15 protein-coding genes are annotated in these 20,259 nt (G+C 71.6%); 2 read left to right on the forward strand and 13 right to left on the reverse strand.

Annotated elements, in window-relative coordinates; genetic code table 11:
• Positions 1-8 precede the first annotated feature (8 nt).
• From ABZ321_RS02475 to ftsY, 5 genes are all read right to left on the reverse strand, one after another.
• Positions 9-2,267, reverse strand: a complete 2,259-nt coding sequence (locus ABZ321_RS02475) for a [protein-PII] uridylyltransferase (protein ID WP_354888746.1) — start codon at positions 2,265-2,267, stop codon at positions 9-11.
• A gap of 9 nt (positions 2,268-2,276) precedes the next feature.
• Positions 2,277-2,615, reverse strand: a complete 339-nt coding sequence (locus tag ABZ321_RS02480; protein WP_033358035.1) for a P-II family nitrogen regulator — start codon at positions 2,613-2,615, stop codon at positions 2,277-2,279.
• 27 nt (positions 2,616-2,642) lie between these two features.
• Positions 2,643-4,037 (reverse strand): ammonium transporter, encoded by a 1,395-nt coding sequence (locus ABZ321_RS02485; protein WP_344507956.1) that lies wholly within the window; start codon positions 4,035-4,037, stop codon positions 2,643-2,645.
• A 175-nt stretch (positions 4,038-4,212) separates the two neighbouring features.
• Complete coding sequence (locus ABZ321_RS02490) at positions 4,213-5,001, reverse strand: aminoglycoside phosphotransferase family protein (protein ID WP_344507958.1); 789 nt, start codon at positions 4,999-5,001, stop codon at positions 4,213-4,215.
• Between the two features lie 66 nt (positions 5,002-5,067).
• Positions 5,068-6,297 (reverse strand): signal recognition particle-docking protein FtsY, encoded by a 1,230-nt coding sequence (gene ftsY / locus ABZ321_RS02495; protein WP_354888750.1) that lies wholly within the window; start codon positions 6,295-6,297, stop codon positions 5,068-5,070.
• 174 nt (positions 6,298-6,471) lie between these two features.
• Here ftsY and ABZ321_RS02500 point away from each other — a divergent pair, with 174 nt between their 5' ends.
• Positions 6,472-8,136 carry an alkaline phosphatase D family protein gene (locus tag ABZ321_RS02500; protein WP_354888752.1) on the forward strand — a complete coding sequence of 555 codons (1,665 nt, stop codon included), beginning with the start codon at positions 6,472-6,474 and terminating at the stop codon, positions 8,134-8,136.
• Positions 8,137-8,167: 31 nt separating this feature from the next.
• On the opposite strand, the gene ABZ321_RS02505 is transcribed toward ABZ321_RS02500, so the two are convergent.
• Genes ABZ321_RS02505 through ABZ321_RS02525 form a run of 5 tightly spaced genes read right to left on the reverse strand, consistent with a single transcriptional unit; the run spans position 8,168 to position 14,696 of the window.
• Positions 8,168-9,949: a discoidin domain-containing protein gene (locus ABZ321_RS02505; protein WP_354888755.1), complete on the reverse strand. Its 1,782-nt coding sequence runs from the start codon at positions 9,947-9,949 to the stop codon at positions 8,168-8,170.
• 10 nt (positions 9,950-9,959) lie between these two features.
• Complete coding sequence (locus ABZ321_RS02510) at positions 9,960-10,883, reverse strand: substrate-binding domain-containing protein (protein ID WP_344507965.1); 924 nt, start codon at positions 10,881-10,883, stop codon at positions 9,960-9,962.
• Positions 10,880-11,809: an ABC transporter permease gene (locus ABZ321_RS02515; protein WP_344507967.1), complete on the reverse strand. Its 930-nt coding sequence runs from the start codon at positions 11,807-11,809 to the stop codon at positions 10,880-10,882. The genes ABZ321_RS02510 and ABZ321_RS02515 overlap by 4 nt, the downstream gene beginning before the upstream one ends.
• A 32-nt stretch (positions 11,810-11,841) precedes the next feature.
• The gene (locus ABZ321_RS02520) at positions 11,842-13,308 is read right to left on the reverse strand and encodes a sugar ABC transporter ATP-binding protein (protein ID WP_354888759.1); all 1,467 of its coding nucleotides are present in this window, start codon (positions 13,306-13,308) and stop codon (positions 11,842-11,844) included.
• Positions 13,305-14,696, reverse strand: coding sequence for an aldehyde dehydrogenase family protein (locus ABZ321_RS02525; protein WP_354888762.1), 1,392 nt, complete (start codon positions 14,694-14,696; stop codon positions 13,305-13,307). The genes ABZ321_RS02520 and ABZ321_RS02525 overlap by 4 nt, the downstream gene beginning before the upstream one ends.
• Positions 14,697-14,892: 196 nt before the next feature.
• On the opposite strand from ABZ321_RS02525, the gene ABZ321_RS02530 reads away from it, so the two are divergent.
• A complete protein-coding gene (locus tag ABZ321_RS02530; RefSeq protein WP_354888765.1) occupies positions 14,893-15,375 on the forward strand; it encodes a glutathione peroxidase in 483 nt (160 codons plus the stop codon).
• Here the strand turns inward: ABZ321_RS02530 and ABZ321_RS02535 are convergent.
• The 3 genes from ABZ321_RS02535 to ABZ321_RS02545 form a co-directional block, all read right to left on the reverse strand.
• The gene (locus tag ABZ321_RS02535) at positions 15,372-15,968 is read right to left on the reverse strand and encodes an HAD-IA family hydrolase (RefSeq protein WP_354888768.1); all 597 of its coding nucleotides are present in this window, start codon (positions 15,966-15,968) and stop codon (positions 15,372-15,374) included. The genes ABZ321_RS02530 and ABZ321_RS02535 overlap by 4 nt on opposite strands.
• Positions 15,965-19,537, reverse strand: coding sequence for a chromosome segregation protein SMC (gene smc / locus ABZ321_RS02540; protein ID WP_354888771.1), 3,573 nt, complete (start codon positions 19,535-19,537; stop codon positions 15,965-15,967). The genes ABZ321_RS02535 and smc overlap by 4 nt, the downstream gene beginning before the upstream one ends.
• Before the next feature lie 380 nt (positions 19,538-19,917).
• On the reverse strand, positions 19,918-20,112 hold the full coding sequence (locus tag ABZ321_RS02545; protein ID WP_033357811.1) for a hypothetical protein: 195 nt from the start codon (positions 20,110-20,112) through the stop codon (positions 19,918-19,920).
• Positions 20,113-20,259 lie beyond the last annotated feature (147 nt).

Raw genomic sequence — 20,259 nt, forward strand, 5'->3', positions numbered from 1 at the left:
AACCGACGCTACCCGGGCGTCGCCGCCTGCAGCACCGCGTCCGCCACCCGGGCGCGGTCGTCCGCGGACAGCTCCCCGGCCAGGTAGAAGGCGTCGACGACCTCGCCGCCGAGGGTCGAGATGCGGGCCGAGCGCACGTCGGCGCCGACGTCCTCCAGGGCGTGCGCGACCCGGAAGAGCAGCCCCGGCGTGTCGGATGCGCGCAGCTCCAGGACGGTGGCGGCGGTGGCGGCGCTCGCCGGCTGCCACACCACGCGCGGCGGGACGGTGTTGCGCTGCCTGGCGGAGCGCTCCCGGGCCGCGAGCCGCTCGGCGACGGGCAGCTCGCCCAGCACGGCGCGGCGCAGGTCGCTGGCGACCGCCTCCCGGTCGACCTCCCCGCCGTACCGCGGCTGGACGGCGCAGACCATCCTGGCCAGGTCACCCGTGCTGACCGTGTCGGCGGCCACCACGTCGAGGCGGTGCAGCGACAGGCAGCCGGCCACCGCGGCGAGCAGCCCGCGCCGGTCCTGCGCGGTCACCGACACGACGTCGGTGTCGACGTGCACCGCGGGCAGCTTGCCGGCGACGGGCAGCGCGGCGGCCGGCGACGGCGGCGCCGCGACCACCCCGGTGTCCAGGGCCCGCTCGACGTGCCGGACCAGCTCGGTGATGAGCCGGCCCTTCCAGTCGGACCAGGCGGCGGGCCCGGTCGCGGCGGCGTCGGCGCGGGCGAGCGAGTGCAGCACGGCCAGGGTCGAGTGGTCGCCGACGGCCCCGGCGACCCCGGCGATCGTCCGCGGGTCGCTGAGGTCGCGGCGGGTCGCCGTGTCCGGCAGCAGCAGGTGCAGCCGGACGACCCTCTCGACCAGGTCGACGTCGATGGGCGGCAGGCCGAGGCGGGCGGCGATGTCGGCGGCGATCGGCGCGCCGACGGTGCTGTGGTCGCCGGGCAGGCCCTTGCCGATGTCGTGCAGCAGGCCGCAGAGCACCAGCAGGTCGGGGCGGTCGACGTCGCGGGACAGCTTCGCGGCGTGCCGGGCGGTCTCGACCAGGTGCCGGTCGACGGTGAACAGGTGCACCGGGTTGTGCTGGGGCAGGCTGCGGATCCGGGCCCACTCGGGCAGCCAGTTCACGACCAGCCCGTACCGGTCGCACGCCTCCCAGATCGAGATCATCGACGGGCCGCTGCCCAGGAGCGTGAGCAGGGCGTCGCGGGCCGGCGCCGGCCACGGCTGCGGCATCGGCGCGGCGAACTGGCCGAGCCACTCCAGCGTCGCGTGCGCGATCGGCAGGTCGGCGCGGGCCGCGGCGGCGGCGACGCGCAGCGGCAGCGACGGGTCGGGCCGCGGCGTCACGGCCGCCCGCGCGAGGACGACCTCGCCGTGCTGCTCGACGACGTCTCGGGCGAGGGGACGGCGCCCGGCGTGGCCGCGGGTTGCCGGCGAGGACCAGCGCTCGACCGCGCGCCAGGCGTCGTCGCTGGCGTAGGCGATGGTGCGGGCCGCCTCCGCGATGCGCCGCAGCACCTCGTCACGGTCGCCGAGGTCGAGCAGCTCGGCGACCTCGTCGCGGTCCTGGGCGAGCAGCCGGTCGACGCGGCGCCCCCGCACGGCGTGCAGCGCGTCGCGGACGTCGAGGAGGGTGCGGTACGCGCCGCGAACCGCCGGCCGGGGACCGTCGGCGACGCCGGCGAAGCCGATGCCGCGCAGCACGCCCACGTCGCGCAGGCCGCCCCGGGACTCCTTGACGTCGCCTTCGAGCAGGAAGGCCAGCTCGCCGTGGGCGTCCCAGCGGGCCTGGGTGAGCGCGCGCAGCGCGGGCAGCAGGTGCCGGGCCTCGCGCCGCCACTGCGCGACGGCGTCGGCGTGCAGGCGGTCCAGCAGGCGGCCGTCGCCGGCGACGAGCCGGGCGTCGAGCAGCCCGAGCGCCACCTTCAGGTCTTTCTGGGCCAGCTCCAGGGCCTGCTCGGGGGTCCGGGTGGAGTGGTCGAGCGCGAACTTGGCGTCCCAGATCTGGTACCACATCCGCGTGCCGACCTCGTCCGCGGCCCCGGCGGCCCCGGCGGCCCCGGCGGAGTGGAGCAGGACGAGATCGAGGTCGCTGCGCGGGGCGCATTCGCGGCGGCCGAGGCCGCCGACGGCGACCAGCGCGGCGCCTTCAGCGGCACCGCCCGCCGACGTGTAGACATCCGCGAGCCAGGAGTCGAGGGCCGCCGAGCGCGAGGCTCGCGCGGCGGCGCCCGCCCCGGTGGAAAGAACCGGGGCGGGCGCCGGAAGTTGCGTCACGTGTGCCGGCTACAGCGCGTCGAGGCCGCGCTCGCCGGTGCGGACCCGGATGACCTCGTCGACCGAGGTGACCCAGACCTTGCCGTCACCGATCTTGCCGGTGCGGGCGGCGGTGACGATGGCGTCCACGACCTTCTCGAAGTCCAGCTCGTCGGTGACGATCTCGACGCGGATCTTCGGGACGAACTCCACCGTGTACTCCGCACCGCGGTAGACCTCGGTGTGGCCCTTCTGACGCCCGTATCCCTGAACCTCGCTCACGGTCAGGCCGGCCACGCCAAGCGCGTGCAGGGCCTCTTTCACCGCGTCGAGCTGATACGGCTTGATGACCGCGGTCACCAGCTTCATGCCCATTCCCTCCGTCATCCCTCGACGCTAACCGACAACTTTTTCCACCGGGGCCGGCGCCGCCGGTGCCGCCGGTGCACTTGCGCCTCCACCGATCCCCGCCATGGCGAAGGCGCTGGTCGAGCCGCCGCCACCACCCGGGTTGTGGAGATCGTAACCACTCTCCGCGTGCTCCGAGATGTCGATGCCCTCGACCTCGGCCTCCGCGCTGACCCGGAACCCGATCGTCTTCTCGATGATGAAGGCGAGGACGAAGGCGATCGCGAAGGAGTAGACCGTCACGATGGCGCTCGCACCGGCCTGCGCGCCCAGCTGGGCCGCGCCGCCGCCGAAGAACAGGCCGTCCTTGGCGCCGACGACGTCGGTGATCGCCGAGTTGATGTCCGAGTTGGCGAAGAAGCCCAGCGCCAGGGAGCCGAGCCAGCCGCCGACGAAGTGGACGCCCACGACGTCGAGCGAGTCGTCGAAGCCGAAGCGGTACTTGAGGCTCACCGCGAGGGCGCAGACGATACCGGCGGCCAGGCCGAGCAGGACCGCGGCCCACGAGTCGATGAAGCCACAGGCGGGGGTGATCGCGACCAGACCGGCGATGGCGCCGGACGAGGCACCGACCAGGGTCGGCTTCCGGTCACGGATCCACTCGACGATGACCCAGCCGAGCACCGCTGCGGCGGTCGCGACCTGGGTGTTGACGAACGCGAGGCCGGTCACGCCGTCGACCGTGAGCTCGGAGCCCGCGTTGAAGCCGAACCAGCCGAACCACAGCAGACCGGCGCCGAGGGCGACGAACGGCACGTTGTGCGGCTTCATGCTCTCCCGCGGCCAGCCGATGCGCTTGCCGAGGACCAGCGCCACGCCGAGCGCTGCCGCACCGGCGTTGATGTGGACGGCGGTGCCACCGGCGAAGTCGAGCGGGTGCAGCTTCTGGAAGATCCAGCCGCCGCCCCACACGTTGTGGGCGACGGGGAAGTAGACGAGCGTGGCCCAGCCGAACGCGAACAGCAGCCAGCCGGCGAACTTGGCCCGGTCGGCGATCGCACCGCTGATCAGGGCGACCGTGATGACGGCGAACGTCATCTGGAAGACCATGAAGACGTAGGTCGGGATGCCGATGCCGGACGGGTTCTCGTCCGTGGCGCCCCAGAACAGGTCCGTGTAGGTCTTGGAGCCCATGTAGTCGCCGAGGTTACCGATGAAGCCACCCAGGCTGTCCGTGCCGAACGAGGCCGAGAAGCCGTAGAACAGCCAGAGGATGCTGACGAGCCCGATGGTCGAGAAGCTCATCATCATCATGTTGAGGACGCCCTTGGAACGGTTCAGGCCACCGTAGAACAGTGCCAGACCCGGCGTCATGAGCAGCACAAGCGCTGTCGAAACCAGCAACCAAGCGGTGTTGCCGGTATCGATGGTCGCTTCAGGCACGCTGGCCTCCTAGTAGTCGAGATCCTCCCTCCCGACCTGAAAAGCAGCGTCGCCCTTCCAGCCGGTTGCGCGAGAGCTTCCAGGGCTCACGTTTCGCGCACCGGCGCTGAGCGATTTCTAAGGCGTCACGTCATGTTTCCAGCGTGTGAAGAAACGCTCACACACACAAATAGCCCTATCGAAGGGCGTATTCGAGCGTGTGCCGTTCATAGTCGATGAGCCGCAGGTCACGGACCGGACGACGGAGATGTCCCTTGTGCACGATCCGCACGAAAGCGGGGTCTCCCGCGGCCGCCATGCGTCGAATTCCCTCGATGTGATCGACAATCCGTTTCCGGATGACGCGCACGAGGCGGTGCCGGTCACGCGGGGTCAGCCCATACGCGTCGGCGAACATGCGCAGCCGCCGCGGCCGGTTCGGCCGCTTCCAGCCGAGCGTGTAGGAGTCGCGGTCGGAGAAGAGCGGCACCCAGGTCCACGCGGCATAGGCGACGTCGTAGATCCTGGCGCCCGGCGAGGCGAGGTCGAAGTCGATCAGCGACAGCGTCCCGTCGGGCCGCCAGATCACGTTGTGCGGCGCCGCGTCGTGGTGGCAGATGACCTCGGTGTCCGGCGGCGGCGGGCCGAAGGAGCGCCACACCGCGTTGGGCGCCGGGCGGAACCCGGCCTGCGCGTCGTGGAACATCCGCAGCATGGTCGCCACGGTGACCATCGCCTCGTCGGTCACCCAGTGCGGGGCGAGCGGATAGCTACCCGGCTCGCCCTCCAGGTAGGACAGGACCTCGCGGCCCCGCTCGTCGATGCCGAACGCCCGAGGCGCGCCGGTGAACCCGACATACTCCAGGTGCCGCAGCAGCGCATGCACCGCCGGCGTCCAGGGTCCGGCGTTGCGGCGCACGGTGTCTCCCGAGCGCACCACGACGGAGGTGTTTCCGCCGTGGAGGGGGATCTCCTGCTGCGTCACGTGTCGTCCTTCGCGTCCCGATCGAGCTTCGCCTTGCCGTGCTTTCCGACTGTGCTTCCGTCGAGGTTACGCGTCCGTGCCAACGAGTGCGTCGACGAACTGCCGGGCATCGAAGGGCGCCAGATCGTCGGGGCCCTCGCCGAGGCCGACCAGCTTCACCGGGATGCCCAGTTTGCGCTGGACGGCGATGACGATCCCGCCCTTGGCGGTGCCGTCGAGCTTGGTGAGCACCACGCCCGTGACGTCGACCACCTCGGTGAACACCCGCGCCTGCTCCAGCCCGTTCTGCCCGGTGGTGGCGTCGAGGATCAGCAGGGTCTCGTCGACCGGCCCGTGCTTCTCCACGACGCGCTTGACCTTGCCCAGCTCGTCCATCAGGCCGACCTTGTTCTGCAGCCGGCCGGCGGTGTCGATCAGCACGGTGTCCACACTCGTATCGATACCCCGTTTGACCGCGTCGAACGCCACCGACGCCGGATCCGCACCCTCCGGGCCCCGGACCACCTCGGCGCCCACCCGGCTGCCCCAGGTCGCGAGCTGCTCGGTGGCGGCGGCGCGGAACGTGTCGGCCGCGCCCAGCAGCACCGTGTGACCGTCGGCGATCAGCACCCGCGCGATCTTGCCGCAGGTGGTGGTCTTGCCGGCGCCGTTGACGCCGACGACGAGCAGCACCGCCGGGCGCCCGTCGCGGGCGGTGGCGGCGAGGCTGCGGTCCAGGTCCGGCTGCAGTGCGGCGACCAGCTCGTCGGCGAGCATCCCGCGCAGCTCCGAGGCGGTCGCGGTGCCGTGCACCCGGGCCCGCTCGCGCAGCTTCCCGACGATCTCCGTGGTCGCGGCGACGCCGACGTCGGCGCCGATCAGGGTCTCCTCGACCTCGTCCCAGGTGTCGTCGTCGAGCTTGTCCCGCGACAGCAGCGCGAGCAGCCCCTTGCCGAACACGTTCTGCGAGCGCGACAGCCTGGCCCGCAGCCGCACCAGCCGCCCGGCGGTCGGCTCGGGCACCTCGACCGGCGGGACCTCGACGGGCGGCGGGGCCTCGACCACCGGCGGCGGCGCCTCCACGGTCGGCGGCGGCGCCTGCACGACGGGCGGCGGGGCCTTCACCGGCGGCGGCACGGTCTTCACCGGCGGCGCCTTCGGCGGGGCGGGCGGCACCTGCTTGGTGGGAGGGGTGACGGTCGGCTTCTGCGCCGGTGGGAGGGTCGGTGGCTTGCGGAAACGGGGCGCTACCAGCGCGAGGGTCGCCCCGATCACCACGACGAGCAGCACCAGGCCGAAGACGATGTACGACTCCATGGCAGGAATCCTCCCAGACGACGCGCTCCGGGGCCTGCAGTGGCGCCAGGTCGGCCCACGCAGGATCATCTTCAGTGCACCACCGAAGCACCACCCGAAGCATCACCCGTAGCACCCCCGTACTGTTCGCCCCTGCCCCGAAGCGCCCCAGCGGCGTCCTGGAGGTCAACAGACATGCCGGACGACGACCCCTCCCAGTCGCTCGACCAGGACCACGGCCCGCTGCTGCTGGGACCCGTGCTCCGCCGCGTCGAGGGCGACCGCGCCACGATCTGGGTGGAGACGTCACACCCGGCGACCGTCGAGGTCGACGCCGCACCCGCCGGCGGCTCCGCCCGCACCTTCACCGTCCACGGGCACCACTACGCCCTGGTCGTGGTGTCCGGGCTGCCGGAGGACGCGGTCACGCCGTACAGGGTGAGCATCGACGGCACGGTGGTCTGGCCGCCGCCGGACAGCGACGCACCGCCCTCGGCGATCCGCACGCGGCCCTCGGGCGCGCCGGTCCGGCTGATCTTCGGCTCCTGCCGCGAGTCGAGCCCACTGAGCGTGACCCGGTTCCCACCCGACGCGCTGGACGCCTACGCGGGGCGGCTCATCGAGTCGATCAACGCCGACGCGCCCACCGAGTGGCCCGACATGCTCGTGCTGCTCGGCGACCAGGTGTACGCGGACGAGACCCCCGAGAAGATCCAGAAGTGGCTCCGCCGCCGCAAGCGCCGCGCCGACGCGCCGAAGAAGCAGGTGGTGGACTACCACGAATACACGAAGCTCTACCTCGACTCGTGGGGCGACCCGGAGATCCGCTGGCTGCTGTCCACCGTCCCGAGCGTGATGATCTTCGACGACCACGAGATCATCGACGACTGGAACACCTCCGACCGATGGCGCGCCAAGATGGCCGACCTGTCCTGGTGGGAGCAGCGCATCCAGGCCGGCCTCTCCTCCTACTGGGTCTACCAGCACCTGGGCAACATCGCGCCCAGCGCCCTCGACGACGACTTCGTCTATGCCGCGGTCATGCGGGCCGGCGGCGACGCCACCGAGGTCCTGGACGCCTTCGGCACCCGCGCGGACCACGAGCCCACCGCGTACCGGTGGAGCTACACCATCGACATCGACCGCACCCGGCTGATCGTGGTCGACAACCGCGCCGCCCGCGTGCTGGAGCGCGGCCACCGGGCGATGCTCCGGGAGTCGGAATGGCAGTGGCTCACCGAGCGGATCCCCGGCGACTACGACCACCTGCTGATCGGCTCCTCGCTGCCGTGGCTGCTGCCGCCGGCGATCCACCACCTGGAGGCCGCCACCGAGCGGATCGCCGAGTCGCCGCGCGACTGGGTGTCGAAGTTCGGCGAGAAGCTCCGCCAGGCGGTCGACCTGGAGCACTGGGCGGCCTTCTCGCGGTCGTTCGACGGCCTCACCGAGCTGCTGAGCAAGGTCGGCGCGGGCCAGGGCGGCGTCTCGCCGCCCCCGGCATCGATCAGCGTACTGTCGGGTGACGTTCACCACTCCTACGCCGCCCGGGCGGACCTCGACAGCTCCGTGGTCAGCCCGGTGCACCAGCTGACCTGCTCGCCGGTCCACAACGACATGCCGAGGTACATCCGCCCGGCGATGAAGTTCGGCTGGAACCCGCCCGCCGCGAAGCTGATGCGGGCCCTCGCCCGCTCCGTGGGCCTGCCCCCGCCGCCGGTCCGCTGGGACAAGACCGCCGACCCGTACTTCGGCAACGCCGTCGGCGTGCTCCTGCTCGACGGCCGCTCCGCGCACGTCACGGTCGAGGGCACCCGCCCGGACAAGACCCTGGGCAAGGTCGCGTCGCTGCAGCTCAGCTGACCCTGCCCAGAGTCCTCGATCGGGTTCCCGGCTAGGCCGCGTACGCCTCCAGCTCGAAGATCCGGGCGGCGGTGTCGCTGTCGTTCGTCGGGGTGATCACGTTCAGGCGGAGATGTCGTGCCGTCCGCGGGGTGAACGTGTGCGTGGTGGTGTTCGCGGTGTTGCCCCGCACCTGGGCGACGGTCGTCCAGGTGTTGCCGTCCAGGCTGGTCTGCAGGTCGAAGTCCTTCGTGTTCCAGCTGGCCTTCTCGCCGCCCGCCCCCGAGTGCCGCAGGACGATCTTGCCGACCTGCTGGTTGGAGCCCAGGTCGACGCGCAGCCACTTGTTCGCGCCCAGCGCGCACCACTTGTCCGACAGGCCGCCGGTCCAGCTGCCGTTGACCGCCTTCGCCGGCGCCTCGGCCGCCGCGCACTGCGACGACGCCGTGGCCGCCTTGTTCAGGGCCAGGTTGGGCGCGGGCGCGGTGTCGGGCACGAAGAGCTTGATGTCGGTGAGGCTGGCGGATCCCTCGTACACGTTGGTGTAGAGGTCACCGATCACGAACGAGTCAGGGTAGGCGGAGCCGGAGGGCCACTGGTTGGGCCACGTGGTGCTGCCGAAGTCGTCGTTCTGCACCAGGTTGCCGTTGAACTGGCCGTTGTACCCGGCGGCCGTGGTGTTGTAGTGCCAGATCGGCACGTTGTTGACGACGAAGTCGCGGTGGAAGCGCAGCGTCCGCTGCCCGGAGCGGGCGAAGTTGCCGCTCGCCTCGAGCGTGTAGCCGGTCGCGTCGCGCTCGATCGCGAACGTGTAGTACTCGTTGGGCATGAGCTCCGGCTGCAGCTCCGCGGCGCTGGACAGCTGGTTCTCCGCGGCGCCGCCGGAGCAGCTGGTCATGAACCACTGGGAGTTGCCGGGCAGGCCGCCGGCACCCGGGTTCCAGTTGGGCATGCCGGAGATCCACATGTTGACGGTGTTGAAGTTGCCGTCGCGGTAGTTGTAGTACGTGTTGTTCGCGGCGTTGCAGACCCGGCCGCCGGTGCCGGACCCGACCCGGTCGGGGTGCTGGGAGAACGAGTCCATCAGCACCTTGCGGTGGTAGTGCCAGAAGTGGTTGTTGCGCGGCGCGGGGTTGGCGAAGTCGACGATCGACAGGAAGTGGAAGCCGTTGTACCCGTAGGGTCCGGCCCGCACGTCCTGCCACTCGCAGTAGGGCACCGACGCGTCGCCGCTCCAGCCGGGGCTGTTGGAGCCCTCGCCCCACGGGTGCTGGGTCTTGCAGCCCGCGGTCGAGTAGCCGTTGACCCGGCCGTTGTAGTTGATGGTGCCGTTGCGCTTGCCGCCGAAGTCGATCGTCTTGAGCTTGTACTCGATGCGGTACTGGTCGGGCAGCGCCTGCGTCGGGCGGAAGATCGCCCCACCGGTGCTCTCGGGCACGTTGAGGACCGCGGCGCTGGACCCGCCGACCGTGGCGGTGGTGATCGACGGCGGCGCCTCCAGCACGCCGTCCTTGTTGAAGTCGCGGGCCGACAGCGAGGCGGTGAGCCAGCCGTTCTGCCCGACGGTGAACTCCTTGCGGTAGGTGTCGAACGAGTTGAACTGCGTCGTCCAGGTGGGCCCGTAGTCGTTGCGGTACCACTGCCCGGCGTCGTCGGTGATGGTGTCGAACGGGTTGGCGTAGATCTCGCGGACCCACGGCGCGTTGCCTGTGTTGATGGGCTGGGCGAAGTTCTCGGAGTAGAGCAGCCGCCAGGTCGGTGCCGCCGCGGCGGGGGCGGCCGGGATCGCGACCAGCGAACCGGCGACCAGGGCACCTACGAGCAGTCGTCTCATGTGGACGCTCCTAGAGGTATTGGGACGCGTTGTCCTTGGTGATCTGCGGCGAGGGCACGACGGTGTCCTTCTCGACCTTGGCGCCGCCGAGGACCTCGACCGTGCGGTCCAGGGCGAGCGAGCCGATCACCTTCGGGCTGTTGAGGCCGGTGACGACGTAGTTGGTGCCGTCGAGGATCGCCTTGAGCGCCTCGGCCTGCCCGTCGACGCCGGCGAGCACGATCTGCCCGGCCTTGCCTGCGGCGGCGACCGCCCGCTGCGCGCCGAGGCACATCGCGTCGTTCTCGCAGAAGACGGCGACGAGGTCGGGGTGCTTGGCGAGCAGCCCCTCCATGACGGTGAGCCCGCCGTCGGAGCCCCAGTTGCCGAAGTCGGGGGCCTCGATGAGGGTGATGTCGGCCTTGGTACCGAGCACCGACTTCAACCCGTTGGTGCGGGCCAGACCGATCGAGTTGTCCGCCGGCCCGCCCTTGATGATCGCGACCTTGCCCTTGACGCGGCCCGCCAGGAACTCGCCGTCCTGCTTGCCGATGGCTTCGTTGTCTGGCCCGATCCAGCTGGTGTACTCGCCGGTGGCGAACTTCCGGTCGACCAGCACGACGGGCTTGCCCGCCGCCTTGATCGCGTTCAGGGCGGCCGGCGCCGACTCGAGCGGCCCGCCCGAGATGATGATCGCGTCGACGTTCTTGCTGAGCAGGTCCTCGACGTTGGCGGCGAGCTTGGCGGCGTCGCCCCCGGCGTCGGTGCTGACGATCTTCACGTTGCCCTTGGTCTTGGCCTGCGCGGCGATCGCGGCGTCCATGCCGCTGAAGTACGGCCCGCTGAGCAGGAAGTTCGCGACGCCGACGGTGTACCCGTCCTTCCCCGCAGGGTCGTCGGAGCAGGCGGTGAGGCCCAGTGCCGCCACCAGAAGCAGGGATAAGGCTCTTCTCATGCGCGTCCCTTCGCGACGGAGCGCGGCCGCCTCGAGCGCTGCACGAGGATGACCGCGATGATGATCAGTCCCTTGAGCACCTGCTGCCAGAACGACTGCACGCCGTACAGGTTCAGCAGGTTGTTGATCAGGACCAGGACGAGCACCCCGCCGAAGGCACCCTTCGCCGAACCCCGGCCTCCGGACAGGCTCGCGCCGCCGATGACGCAGGCCGCGATCGCGTCGAGCTCGAAGGCGACCCCGACGCTGGGTTGTGCGATGCCGACCCGGCTGGTCAGGATGACCCCGGCGAGTCCGGCACAGAAGCCGCTGACGCAGTAGGCGAGCACGATGTGCCGTCGCACGTCGATGCCCGCCAGGCGGACCGTCTCCGCGTTGCCGCCGATGGCGATGATCGAGCGCCCGGGTGGCGTCCGGGCCAGGAACACGCCACCGATCGCGAAGACGGCCAGCATGATCAGCGTGATCAGGGGGACGGGGCCGACCATGGCCGAGCCCAGCGTGAGGAACGCGGGGTCGGCCGGTGCGATCGGCACCTCCGAGTAGACGAACGCGAGCCCTCGGACCGTGGTGAGCGCCGCGAGGGTGACCACGAACGGCGCGAGCTCGAACCGGGCCACCAGGATGCCGTTGACCGCGCCGAACGCGAGCCCGCACAGGACGCCGGCCGCCATCGCCAACGGGATCGGCAGGTCGGCGGCCAGGCCCGCGGTCACGATCCCGGCGAACGCCACGACCGACCCGACGGACAGGTCGATCCCGCCGGTGAGGATCACGACGAGCATGCCGAAGGCGAGCAGCCCCGTGGTGACCATCTGCTTGAGGAGGTTGGTGATGTTGGTGCCGCTGAGAAAGCTGTCCGACGTGGTGGCCGCGACGACGATCAGCGCCGCGATCAGCAGCGTGAAGGCCACCTCGACGGTCACATCCCGGTTTCGGAACCGAAGCGCCAACGTTGTCACGCGATCGCCCTCTCCAGGACCTGTTCCTCGGTGGTGCCTTCGGACGGCAGCTCACCGGCGAGCCGGCCCTGCCGCATGACGAGGACCCGGTCGGTGGCGCCGAGCACCTCGGTCAGGTCGGAGGAGATGAGCAGCACGCCCATTCCCTCGCGGGCGAGCCCGTCCACGGTGCGGTAGATCTCGACCCGGGTGGCCATGTCGACCCCGCGGGTCGGCTCGTCGAGGATCAGCACGCGGGGGCCGGTGAGCAGCCACTTGGCGAGCACGACCTTCTGCTGGTTGCCGCCGCTCAGGTGTACGACCGGCATGCCCGCGCACCGGTCGGGGCGGATGCCGAGCCGCTCGATCATGCCGTGCACGGAAGCCTGCTGCCGGGTGCGGTCGATGAACGGGCCGCGGGCGGTCGACCGCCAGGTGGTGAGGCCGATGTTGTCCCGGACGGTCATGCCGAGCACCAGGCCGCTGCCGGCCCGGTCCTCCGTCACCATCGCGACGCCCGCCCGGATCGCCTCCTTCGGGCTGCGGAACGCCGCGCCCGCGGTCGGGCGGGCGGCTCCGAACAGGCACGCGGCCAGTTCGCTGCGGCCCGACCCGACGAGGCCGAAGAGCCCCACGATCTCGCCGGCCCGCAGCGTGAACGACACGCCGTCGAACTCCCCCGTCCTGCCGAGCCCGTCGACGGTCAGCAGCGGCTCCCCCGGCAGCGCTCCGAGGGCGGGCCGGCGCTCCGGGTAGATCCGGTCCACGGTCCGGCCCGCCATGAGCCGGATGAGGGTCCCCTCGTCGGTGGCGTCCGGGGTGGTGGTCGCCACGACGTGGCCGTCCTTGACCACGACGATGCGGGTGGCCAGCTCCAGGACCTCGGCGAGGCGGTGCGACACGTACACCACCAGCACCCCGCGCTCCTGCAGCCGCCGGATCACCGCGAACAACGCGTCGAGGTCCGCGCCGGCGAGGACCGCGGACGGCTCGTCGAGGACGAGGACGCGGGGTTCGCTGACGAGGGCCTTGGCGATCTCGACCATCTGCTGCCGGGCCACGGACAGCGTGGCCGCCTTCAGCCGCGGGTCGATGCCGCCGAAGCCGATCTCCTCCAGCAGCCGACCGGCCCGCCGGTGCGCGGCCGGCCAGTCGATCAGGCCGAACCGGCGCGGGAAGTCGCCCATCAGCAGGTTCTCCGTGACCGACAGCTCGGGCACCAGGGAGAGCTCCTGGTGCACGGTGCGGATGCCGGCGGCGTGCGCGTCGTGCGGGGTGCGCAGGGTCAGCTCGGCGTCGTCCCACGAGAGGGTGCCGGAGCTCATCGGTACGACTCCGGCGAGCACCTTGATCAGGGTGGACTTGCCGGCGCCGTTGGCGCCCACGATTGCGAGGACCTCGCCGGGCTCGCCGTGCAGCGTCACCCCGTGCAGGACCTCGACGCCGGCGTAGGACTTGTGGACGTCGCGCAGCCGCAGCGTCATCGGAAGGCGTCCATGACGACGACCGTCTTCTGCCGGGTCAGGTCGAGGACCGTGTCGTGGACGCCCTCGCGGTAGCCGCCGGTGTCCTTGGTGCCGCCGAACGGCAGGTTCTCCGCCCGCAGCGCGGTCGAGCCGTTGACGACGACGCCGCCGACGTCCAGCTGCCTGGCGATGCTCAGCGCGCGGGAGATGTCCCGGGTGAAGACGGCGGCGTGCAGGCCGTACGGGGAGTCGTTGGCGAGCCGGACCGCCTCCGCCGGGTCGTCGAAGCGGGCCACGGGCGCCACCGGCCCGAAGATCTCCTCGGCGAACGCCGGGCTGGCGGCGGGCACGTCGACCAGCACGGTCGGGTCCATGAAGGCCTGCGTGCGGACCCCGCCGGCGACGAGCCGGGCGCCGTCGCCGACGAGCGTCCGGACGGCGTCGAGCACCCGCCCGGCGGCCTCCTCGGCGATGAGCGGGCCGACGTCCGTGGACTCCAGCAGCTGGTCGCCGACCGTCAGCTTCGCGGTCTGCGCGACCAGGGCGTCGACGAACGCGTCGTGGACCGCCGTCTGGACGTACACCCGCTTGACCGCACAGCAGATCTGCCCGTTGCCCCGGGCGAGCCGGCCCAGCACGACGGCGCGGGCGGCCTCCTCGACGTCGGCGTCGGCGCAGACGATCAGCGCGTCGTTGCCGCCGAGCTCCAGGTGGACCTGCTTGAGCGTGCCCGCGGCCAGGCGGGCGATCTCGCGGCCGGCGGCGGTGCTGCCGGTCAGGGTGACGGCGGCGATCCCGCTCATCTCGGCGAGCTGCCGGCTGACCTCGGCGCCGCCGATGACGACCTGGTGCGCGTCGCGGGGCGCTCCCGCCTGCTCCACCAGCTCGGCGATCCGCAGCACCGCCAGGGGGCAGCGGGCGGGGGGCTGCACGACGACCGCGTTGCCGGCGGCGAGGGCCGCGGCGGCCTTGTGCGCGTACAGCTCGACCGGATAGTTGAACGGCACGAGCGCGGCGACGACGCCGAGCGGCTCGCGGATGGTGACCGCGAGGTGCCGCTCCAGGCCCGGCACGGCGTCCAGCGGGATCTGCCGGCCGAAGAGCCTGGTCGCCTCCCCCGCGGTCGCGCGGAAGATGCGGATCGCGGCCTCGACCTCGCCGCGGGTCTGCTGGATCGGCTTGCCGTTCTCGGCGGCGAGGAGCCGGGCGAGGCCTTCGAGCTCGGCCTCGATCAGGTCGGCGACGCGGCGCAGCAGCGCGGCGCGCTCGTGCGCGGGGGTGGCGGCCATCGCCCGCTGGGCTTTACCGGCCCGCTCGACGGTCGCGGCGACCTGCGCCGCGCCGGTCTCGGGCACCTCCCCCAGCACTTCGCCGGTGCCGGGATTGCGCACGGTGACAACGGCCATGATGGCTGGGCCCTCCTCGGGGGTACGGCGGTCGCGGGCGTGCCTCTCACGCAATGCGCGAAAGGGCAGGTCCACCGGCGCCGTCCGGCGAGGATCACGGGCGAGACCGCGGTGAGTGAGGGTGGGCTCACCGGGATCGGTCTTTGTTAATGTACCGAACGAACCCCCGAAGTCAAGGTCGGCATACGATCACCCCATGAGCATCTACGACGTCGAGATCGCCGGGCTGCAGGGCGATCCGCTGGACCTCGGCCAGTTCCGCGGGCACCCCGTGCTGGTCGTCAATGTCGCCTCGAAGTGCGGACTGACGCCGCAGTACACCGAGCTGGAGGCGCTGCAGAAGGAGTACGGCGACCGCGGGTTCACCGTGCTCGGCGTGCCGTGCAACCAGTTCGGCGGGCAGGAGCCGGGCACCACGGAGGAGATCGCCGAGTTCTGCAGCACGACCTACGGCGTGACCTTCCCGATGACGGAGAAGGTCGAGGTGAACGGCGACGGCCGGCACCCGCTCTACCAGCACCTGGTCGACGTCCCGGACGCCGAGGGCTACACCGGGGACATCCGGTGGAACTTCGAGAAGTTCCTGATCGCCCCCGACGGCACGGTCGCGGCCCGCTTCTCGCCGCGGGACACGCCCAAGTCCGATGAGGTCGTGAAGGCGATCGAGGCCTCGCTCTAGATCCCCAGAGCCTTCCTCGCGTAGCTCAGGTCGTCGCCGGGCGTGTAGCGGTAGGCCGAGAGGCCTGCCGCTCGCGCCGCGCGGATGTTGCGGTCGGTGTCGTCGATGAACAGGCACTGCTTCGGGTGCGCGCCGATCAGCGCGCACGCGGCGCGGAAGAAGCCCGGCGCCGGCTTGTGCACGCTGATCTCCGAGGAGTTGGCGACCGCGTCGAACTGCTTGGTGAGCCCGTGCAGCGCGAGGATGTCGCCGAGGTCGTCCATGGCGTTGGTCGCCAGGCCGACCTTCATGCCCGCGGCCCTGACGTCCTTCACGAAGCGCAGCACCTCGGGCACGATCTCGCCCTTGTACGCGTCCCACTCCTGCACGACGGACCCGTCGACGCCCAGGGCCTCGGCGATGCTCTCGAGCCACTCGTCGCGCTTGATCTGCCCGGTGATCGCCGGCAGCTGCCGGTCCCATTCGAGCCCGGCGGCGAGGATGGCCCCAGGCTCCAGGCCGTGCCGCAGCTCGACCAGCTCGGCGATCGCCGGGTCGTGGCGGCGCAGTACACCGTCGAAATCGATCAACAGAGCGGTGGGGCGAGTCGTCATGCGGCTTCTTCCGTGCGGAGGCGCTGAGAGATGACTTCGGTCACACCCTGGCGCATGGTGACGCCGTAGAGGGCGTCGGCGACCTCCATCGTGCGCTTCTGGTGCGTGATGATGATCAGCTGGCTCTTCTCGCGGAGCTGCTCGAAGAGCGTGATCAGGCGGCCGAGGTTGACGTCGTCGAGGGCCGCCTCGACCTCGTCCATGATGTAGAACGGCGAGGGGCGGGCCCGGAAGATCGCGCACAGCAGCGCGACCGCGGTCAGCGACCGCTCGCCACCCGACAGCAGCGACAGCCGCTTGATCTTCTTGCCCGGCGGGCGGGCCTCGACCTCGATGCCGGTGGTGAGCATGTCCTCGGGGTCGGTGAGCACCAGGCGGCCCTCGCCGCCGGGGAACAGCACCGAGAAGACCTGCTCGAACTCGCGCGCCGTGTCGTGGTATGCGCTGGTGAAGACCTCGAGGATGCGGTCGTCGACGTCCTTCACGACGGTGAGCAGGTCACGGCGGGTCGCCTTGAGGTCCTCGAGCTGGTCGGAGAGGAACTTGAAACGCTCCTCCATCGCCGCGAACTCCTCCAGGGCGAGGGGGTTGACCTTGCCCAGCAGGTTGAGCTCGCGCTCGGCCTTCGCGGCGCGCTTCTCCTGCGTGGCCCGGTCGAAGGGCACCGGCGAGGGCGCCGGCTTGCCCTCGGCCTCCGCGGCGGCAACCTCGGGCGCGGTGGGCGGCACCTCCAGGTGCGGGCCGTACTCGGCGACGAGCGTGTCGGCGTCGAGGCCGAACTCCTCGGCGGAGCGCGCCTCCAGCTGCTCGATGCGCATCCGCTGCTCGGCCCGGGCGACCTCGTCGCGGTGCACGGCGTTGGTGAGCCGGTCCAGCTCGGCGGTGAACTGCTTCGCGCGGCCCCGGACCTCGGTCAGCGTCGACTCGCGCTCGGCGCGGGTCTCGGCGAGCGCGTCGCGGGTCTCCTGCGCCTCGGCGATCGACTCGGCGAGATTGTCCAGCGCCAGCTGGGCGGCGCCGACCACGGTCTCGGCGACCCTGGCGCCGCGGGCGCGGGTGGCCTTGCGGGCGGCGGCCCGCTCGCGGGCGGCCCGCTCCTGGGCGGCCTGGCGCAGCAGCGCGTCGGCCCGGCCGGCGAGAGCGCCGACGCGCTCCTCGGCGGTGCGGACGGCGAGCCGGACCTCCATCTCCTGCTGGCGGGCGACGGGCACCTCGGCGGCGAGGTCGTCGCGCTCCATCGTCGAGGGGTCCTCGTCGATCGGCGTCTCCTCGGCGAGGGCGAGCCGCTCCTCCAGCTCGGCGAGGCTGGTCACGCCGGACTCGCGGGCCGTCTCCGCCTTCGCGCGGGCGGCGGCGTGCCGCTCGACCTCGGCCTTCGCGGACTTGGCGGCGGCGCCGAACTCGGCGAGGCGGCGGGCGGCGGCGTTCCGCGCGCTGTCGGCCTCCTTCTTCGCCGCGGCGGCCTCCGCGACCTGCTGCTTGGCGCCGGTCGCGGCGTGCCGGGCCAGGGCGAGCAGCTCGCGCGCCTCGGCGACGCGACGCTCCGCGTCGACCTTCTGCTGGCGGGCCTCCTCGACGGCGGCCTGGACCTCGATGTAGCTGTGCTGCTTGCCCGACCCGCCGGCGGCCGCGTACGCGCCGAGGACGTCACCCTCGGGTGTGACGGCGCGCAGGTTGGGCGCGTACGACACGATCCGCTTCGCGACCGTGAGGTCCGGCGCGAAGACCACGTCGCCGATCGCCCGTTCGAGGGCGGGGCGCAGCTCGTCGGGTGCGCGGACCAGGTCCAGGGCCCAGGCGGCGCCGGGCGGCAGCGGGACCCGCTCGACCGGCGGCGCGCTGTGCGTCGGCGCGGACGCGATCAGCAGCGCGGCCCGGCCCGCGTCATCCTGCTTGAGCATCTCCACGGACGCGGTGGCGCCGTCGATGTTGGCGACCGCGACGGCGTCGGCGAGCGCACCGAGCGCGGCGGCGAGGGCCGCCTCGTGCCCGGCCTGCACCGACAGCAGCGCGGCGACGCTGCCGAGCATGCCCGGGATCCGGTCGGCGCGGGCGAGCAGCGTGCCGGCACCGTCCTTGCGGCGCAGGCCGGTCGCCAGGGCCTCCTCGCGGGCCTTCCACTGCGCGGCGTCCTTCTCGGCCGCCCGCTCGGCGTCGCTGTGCTGCTTGACCTCGTTGTTGATCGCATCGAGCTCGCGGGTGGCCTCCTGGTGACGGATCTCCAGGTCGGCGTTGGCGTGGTCGGCGACGCTCGCGCCGGCGCTCGCCTCCTCGTACAGCGCGTGGGCGTGCTCGGAGCGCGTCTCGGCCTCGGCGAGCTGCACCGACAGCCGCTCGATCTCGTCGGCGGCGGCGGTCGCGCGGCTGCGCGCGGACTCGACCTGGCCGGCGAGCTTCGCCAGGCCCTCACGGCGGTCGGCGATGGCCTTGTGCGCGGCGACGATCGCCCTCTCCGCGAACGCGAGCCGCCGCTCCAGGTCCTGCCGCCGGTCGACAGCCTCGGCGAGCCGCTCCTGGCTGGCCTCCAGGGCCGCCCGCAGCTCGTCCTCCTGCTCCCGTACCTTCTCCGCCTCGGCCGTCAGCTGGTCGGGGTCGCGGCCGGGCCGCTCGTCGACGGGGGCGGCGGACAGGTTGCGGTGCCGCTCCGAGGCCAGCTGGTGCAGCGAGCGGTACCGCTCCTGCAGCGTCGACAGCTGGAACCAGGTCTCCTGCGCCTCGGCGAGCACCGGCGCGTCGGCGGCGTGCTCGGCCTCCAGGGTCGCCAGCCGCTCGTTGATCGACTCGACCTCGGCCTCGACCTCCTCGCGGCGGGCCCGCAGCGCGGTCTCGTCCGCGATCTCCTTGTCGAGGGACGTGCGCAGCGTGGCGAGGTCGTCGGCGAGCAGGCGCAGCCGGGCGTCGCGCAGGTCGGCCTGGATGCCGGCGGCCCGGCGGGCGACCTCGGCCTGCCGGCCGAGCGGCTTGAGCTGGCGGCGCAGCTCGGTGGTGAGGTCACCGAGGCGGTTGAGGTTGGCCGCCATCGCGTCGAGCTTGCGGATCGCCTTCTCTTTGCGCTTGCGGTGCTTCAGTACACCGGCCGCCTCCTCGATGAAGGACCTGCGGTCCTCCGGGCGGGCGTGCAGCACGCCGTCGAGCCGGCCCTGGCCGACGATCACGTGCATCTCGCGGCCGATGCCGGAGTCCGACAGCAGCTCCTGGATGTCGAGCAGCCGGCACTGGTTGCCGTTGATCTCGTACTCGCTCTCACCGGAGCGGAACATCCGGCGGGTGATCGAGACCTCGGTGTAGTCGATCGGCAACGCGCCGTCGGTGTTGTCGATCGTGAGCGTGACCTCGGCCCGGCCCAGCGGCGCCCGGCCGGCCGTCCCGGCGAAGATCACGTCTTCCATCTTGCCGCCGCGCAGTGCCTTGGCGCCCTGCTCGCCCAGAACCCAGGAGATCGCGTCCACCACGTTGGACTTGCCCGACCCGTTGGGGCCGACGACGCAGGTGATGCCCGGCTCGAGACGCAGCGTGGTCGCGGACGCGAAGGACTTGAAGCCCTTGACCGTCAGGCTCTTGAGATGCACGGATCTCCACGGGTTTGGGTTGGGCGTCGCTCGGGGTTCGTCGCTCGGGCTTGTCTCGGGCTTTGTACTGGGCAGACTATCGCCCGGCAGGATACCCAATCCGGCAGTGCCGCACACCATAATGCGCTGCTGCGCACCCGCGAAAATGTCACCCGGAAGTCATTCGCAACCATTGTCGACGCTGCGTCGTTACACGACTGCACGGCGCTTTCTTGATGTTGCTGCTTTCTTGGCGTTGCTTTGCGGTGCGTAATGACATGACTGCGCGCCGATACCCAGAGGATGATCGGCGCGCGGGTTTACTGTTCAGTTCTGCGTAGGTTCCAGTGCAGAGCGCCGGATTTCTCCGGCGTTCCTTACGTGGTTGCGAAGGCCTTGGGTCAGGCCATCGCCGGCTCGACGAGCCGGACCAGGTGGTCCGTCTCTGCGGCCGCCGCTGCGAGCCGGTCATTCTCGGCGCGCAGCCGGACAACCTCGAACTCGAGCGCCCGAACCTTGGCACGCAGCTGGGTGACCTCGTCTACGAGGCGCCGATCGGGCGCGCCGCCCACGTGGCCGAAGAGGGCCTTAGCCATATCGTCTCCTTGATAAGCGCAGCCGGTCGGATTCCGGCAAACGCGCGCCCAGCACCCGCGACCGAAGCACTAGGGCATGATTGGGCGCGACTGGCGACACCTCTATGTTCGCCCCCGGTCGGCGACTTCGTCAAGCCAACCGGCACG

Source organism: Dactylosporangium sp. NPDC006015, assembly GCF_040614215.1.
Lineage (GTDB): Bacteria > Actinomycetota > Actinomycetes > Mycobacteriales > Micromonosporaceae > Dactylosporangium > Dactylosporangium maewongense.

Bases quoted from the DNA above. Each gene is read 5' to 3' on its own strand.
- ABZ321_RS02480 (WP_033358035.1), bottom strand. From the start codon at position 2,615: ATGAAGCTGGTGACCGCGGTCATCAAGCCGTATCAGCTCGACGCGGTG.
- ftsY (WP_354888750.1), bottom strand. From the start codon at position 6,297: ATGGAGTCGTACATCGTCTTCGGCCTGGTGCTGCTCGTCGTGGTGATC.
- ABZ321_RS02500 (WP_354888752.1), top strand. From the start codon at position 6,472: ATGCCGGACGACGACCCCTCCCAGTCGCTCGACCAGGACCACGGCCCG.
- ABZ321_RS02505 (WP_354888755.1), bottom strand. From the start codon at position 9,949: ATGAGACGACTGCTCGTAGGTGCCCTGGTCGCCGGTTCGCTGGTCGCG.
- ABZ321_RS02510 (WP_344507965.1), bottom strand. From the start codon at position 10,883: ATGAGAAGAGCCTTATCCCTGCTTCTGGTGGCGGCACTGGGCCTCACC.
- ABZ321_RS02520 (WP_354888759.1), bottom strand. From the start codon at position 13,308: ATGACGCTGCGGCTGCGCGACGTCCACAAGTCCTACGCCGGCGTCGAG.
- ABZ321_RS02525 (WP_354888762.1), bottom strand. From the start codon at position 14,696: ATGGCCGTTGTCACCGTGCGCAATCCCGGCACCGGCGAAGTGCTGGGG.
- ABZ321_RS02530 (WP_354888765.1), top strand. From the start codon at position 14,893: ATGAGCATCTACGACGTCGAGATCGCCGGGCTGCAGGGCGATCCGCTG.
- ABZ321_RS02535 (WP_354888768.1), bottom strand. From the start codon at position 15,968: ATGACGACTCGCCCCACCGCTCTGTTGATCGATTTCGACGGTGTACTG.
- ABZ321_RS02545 (WP_033357811.1), bottom strand. From the start codon at position 20,112: ATGGCTAAGGCCCTCTTCGGCCACGTGGGCGGCGCGCCCGATCGGCGC.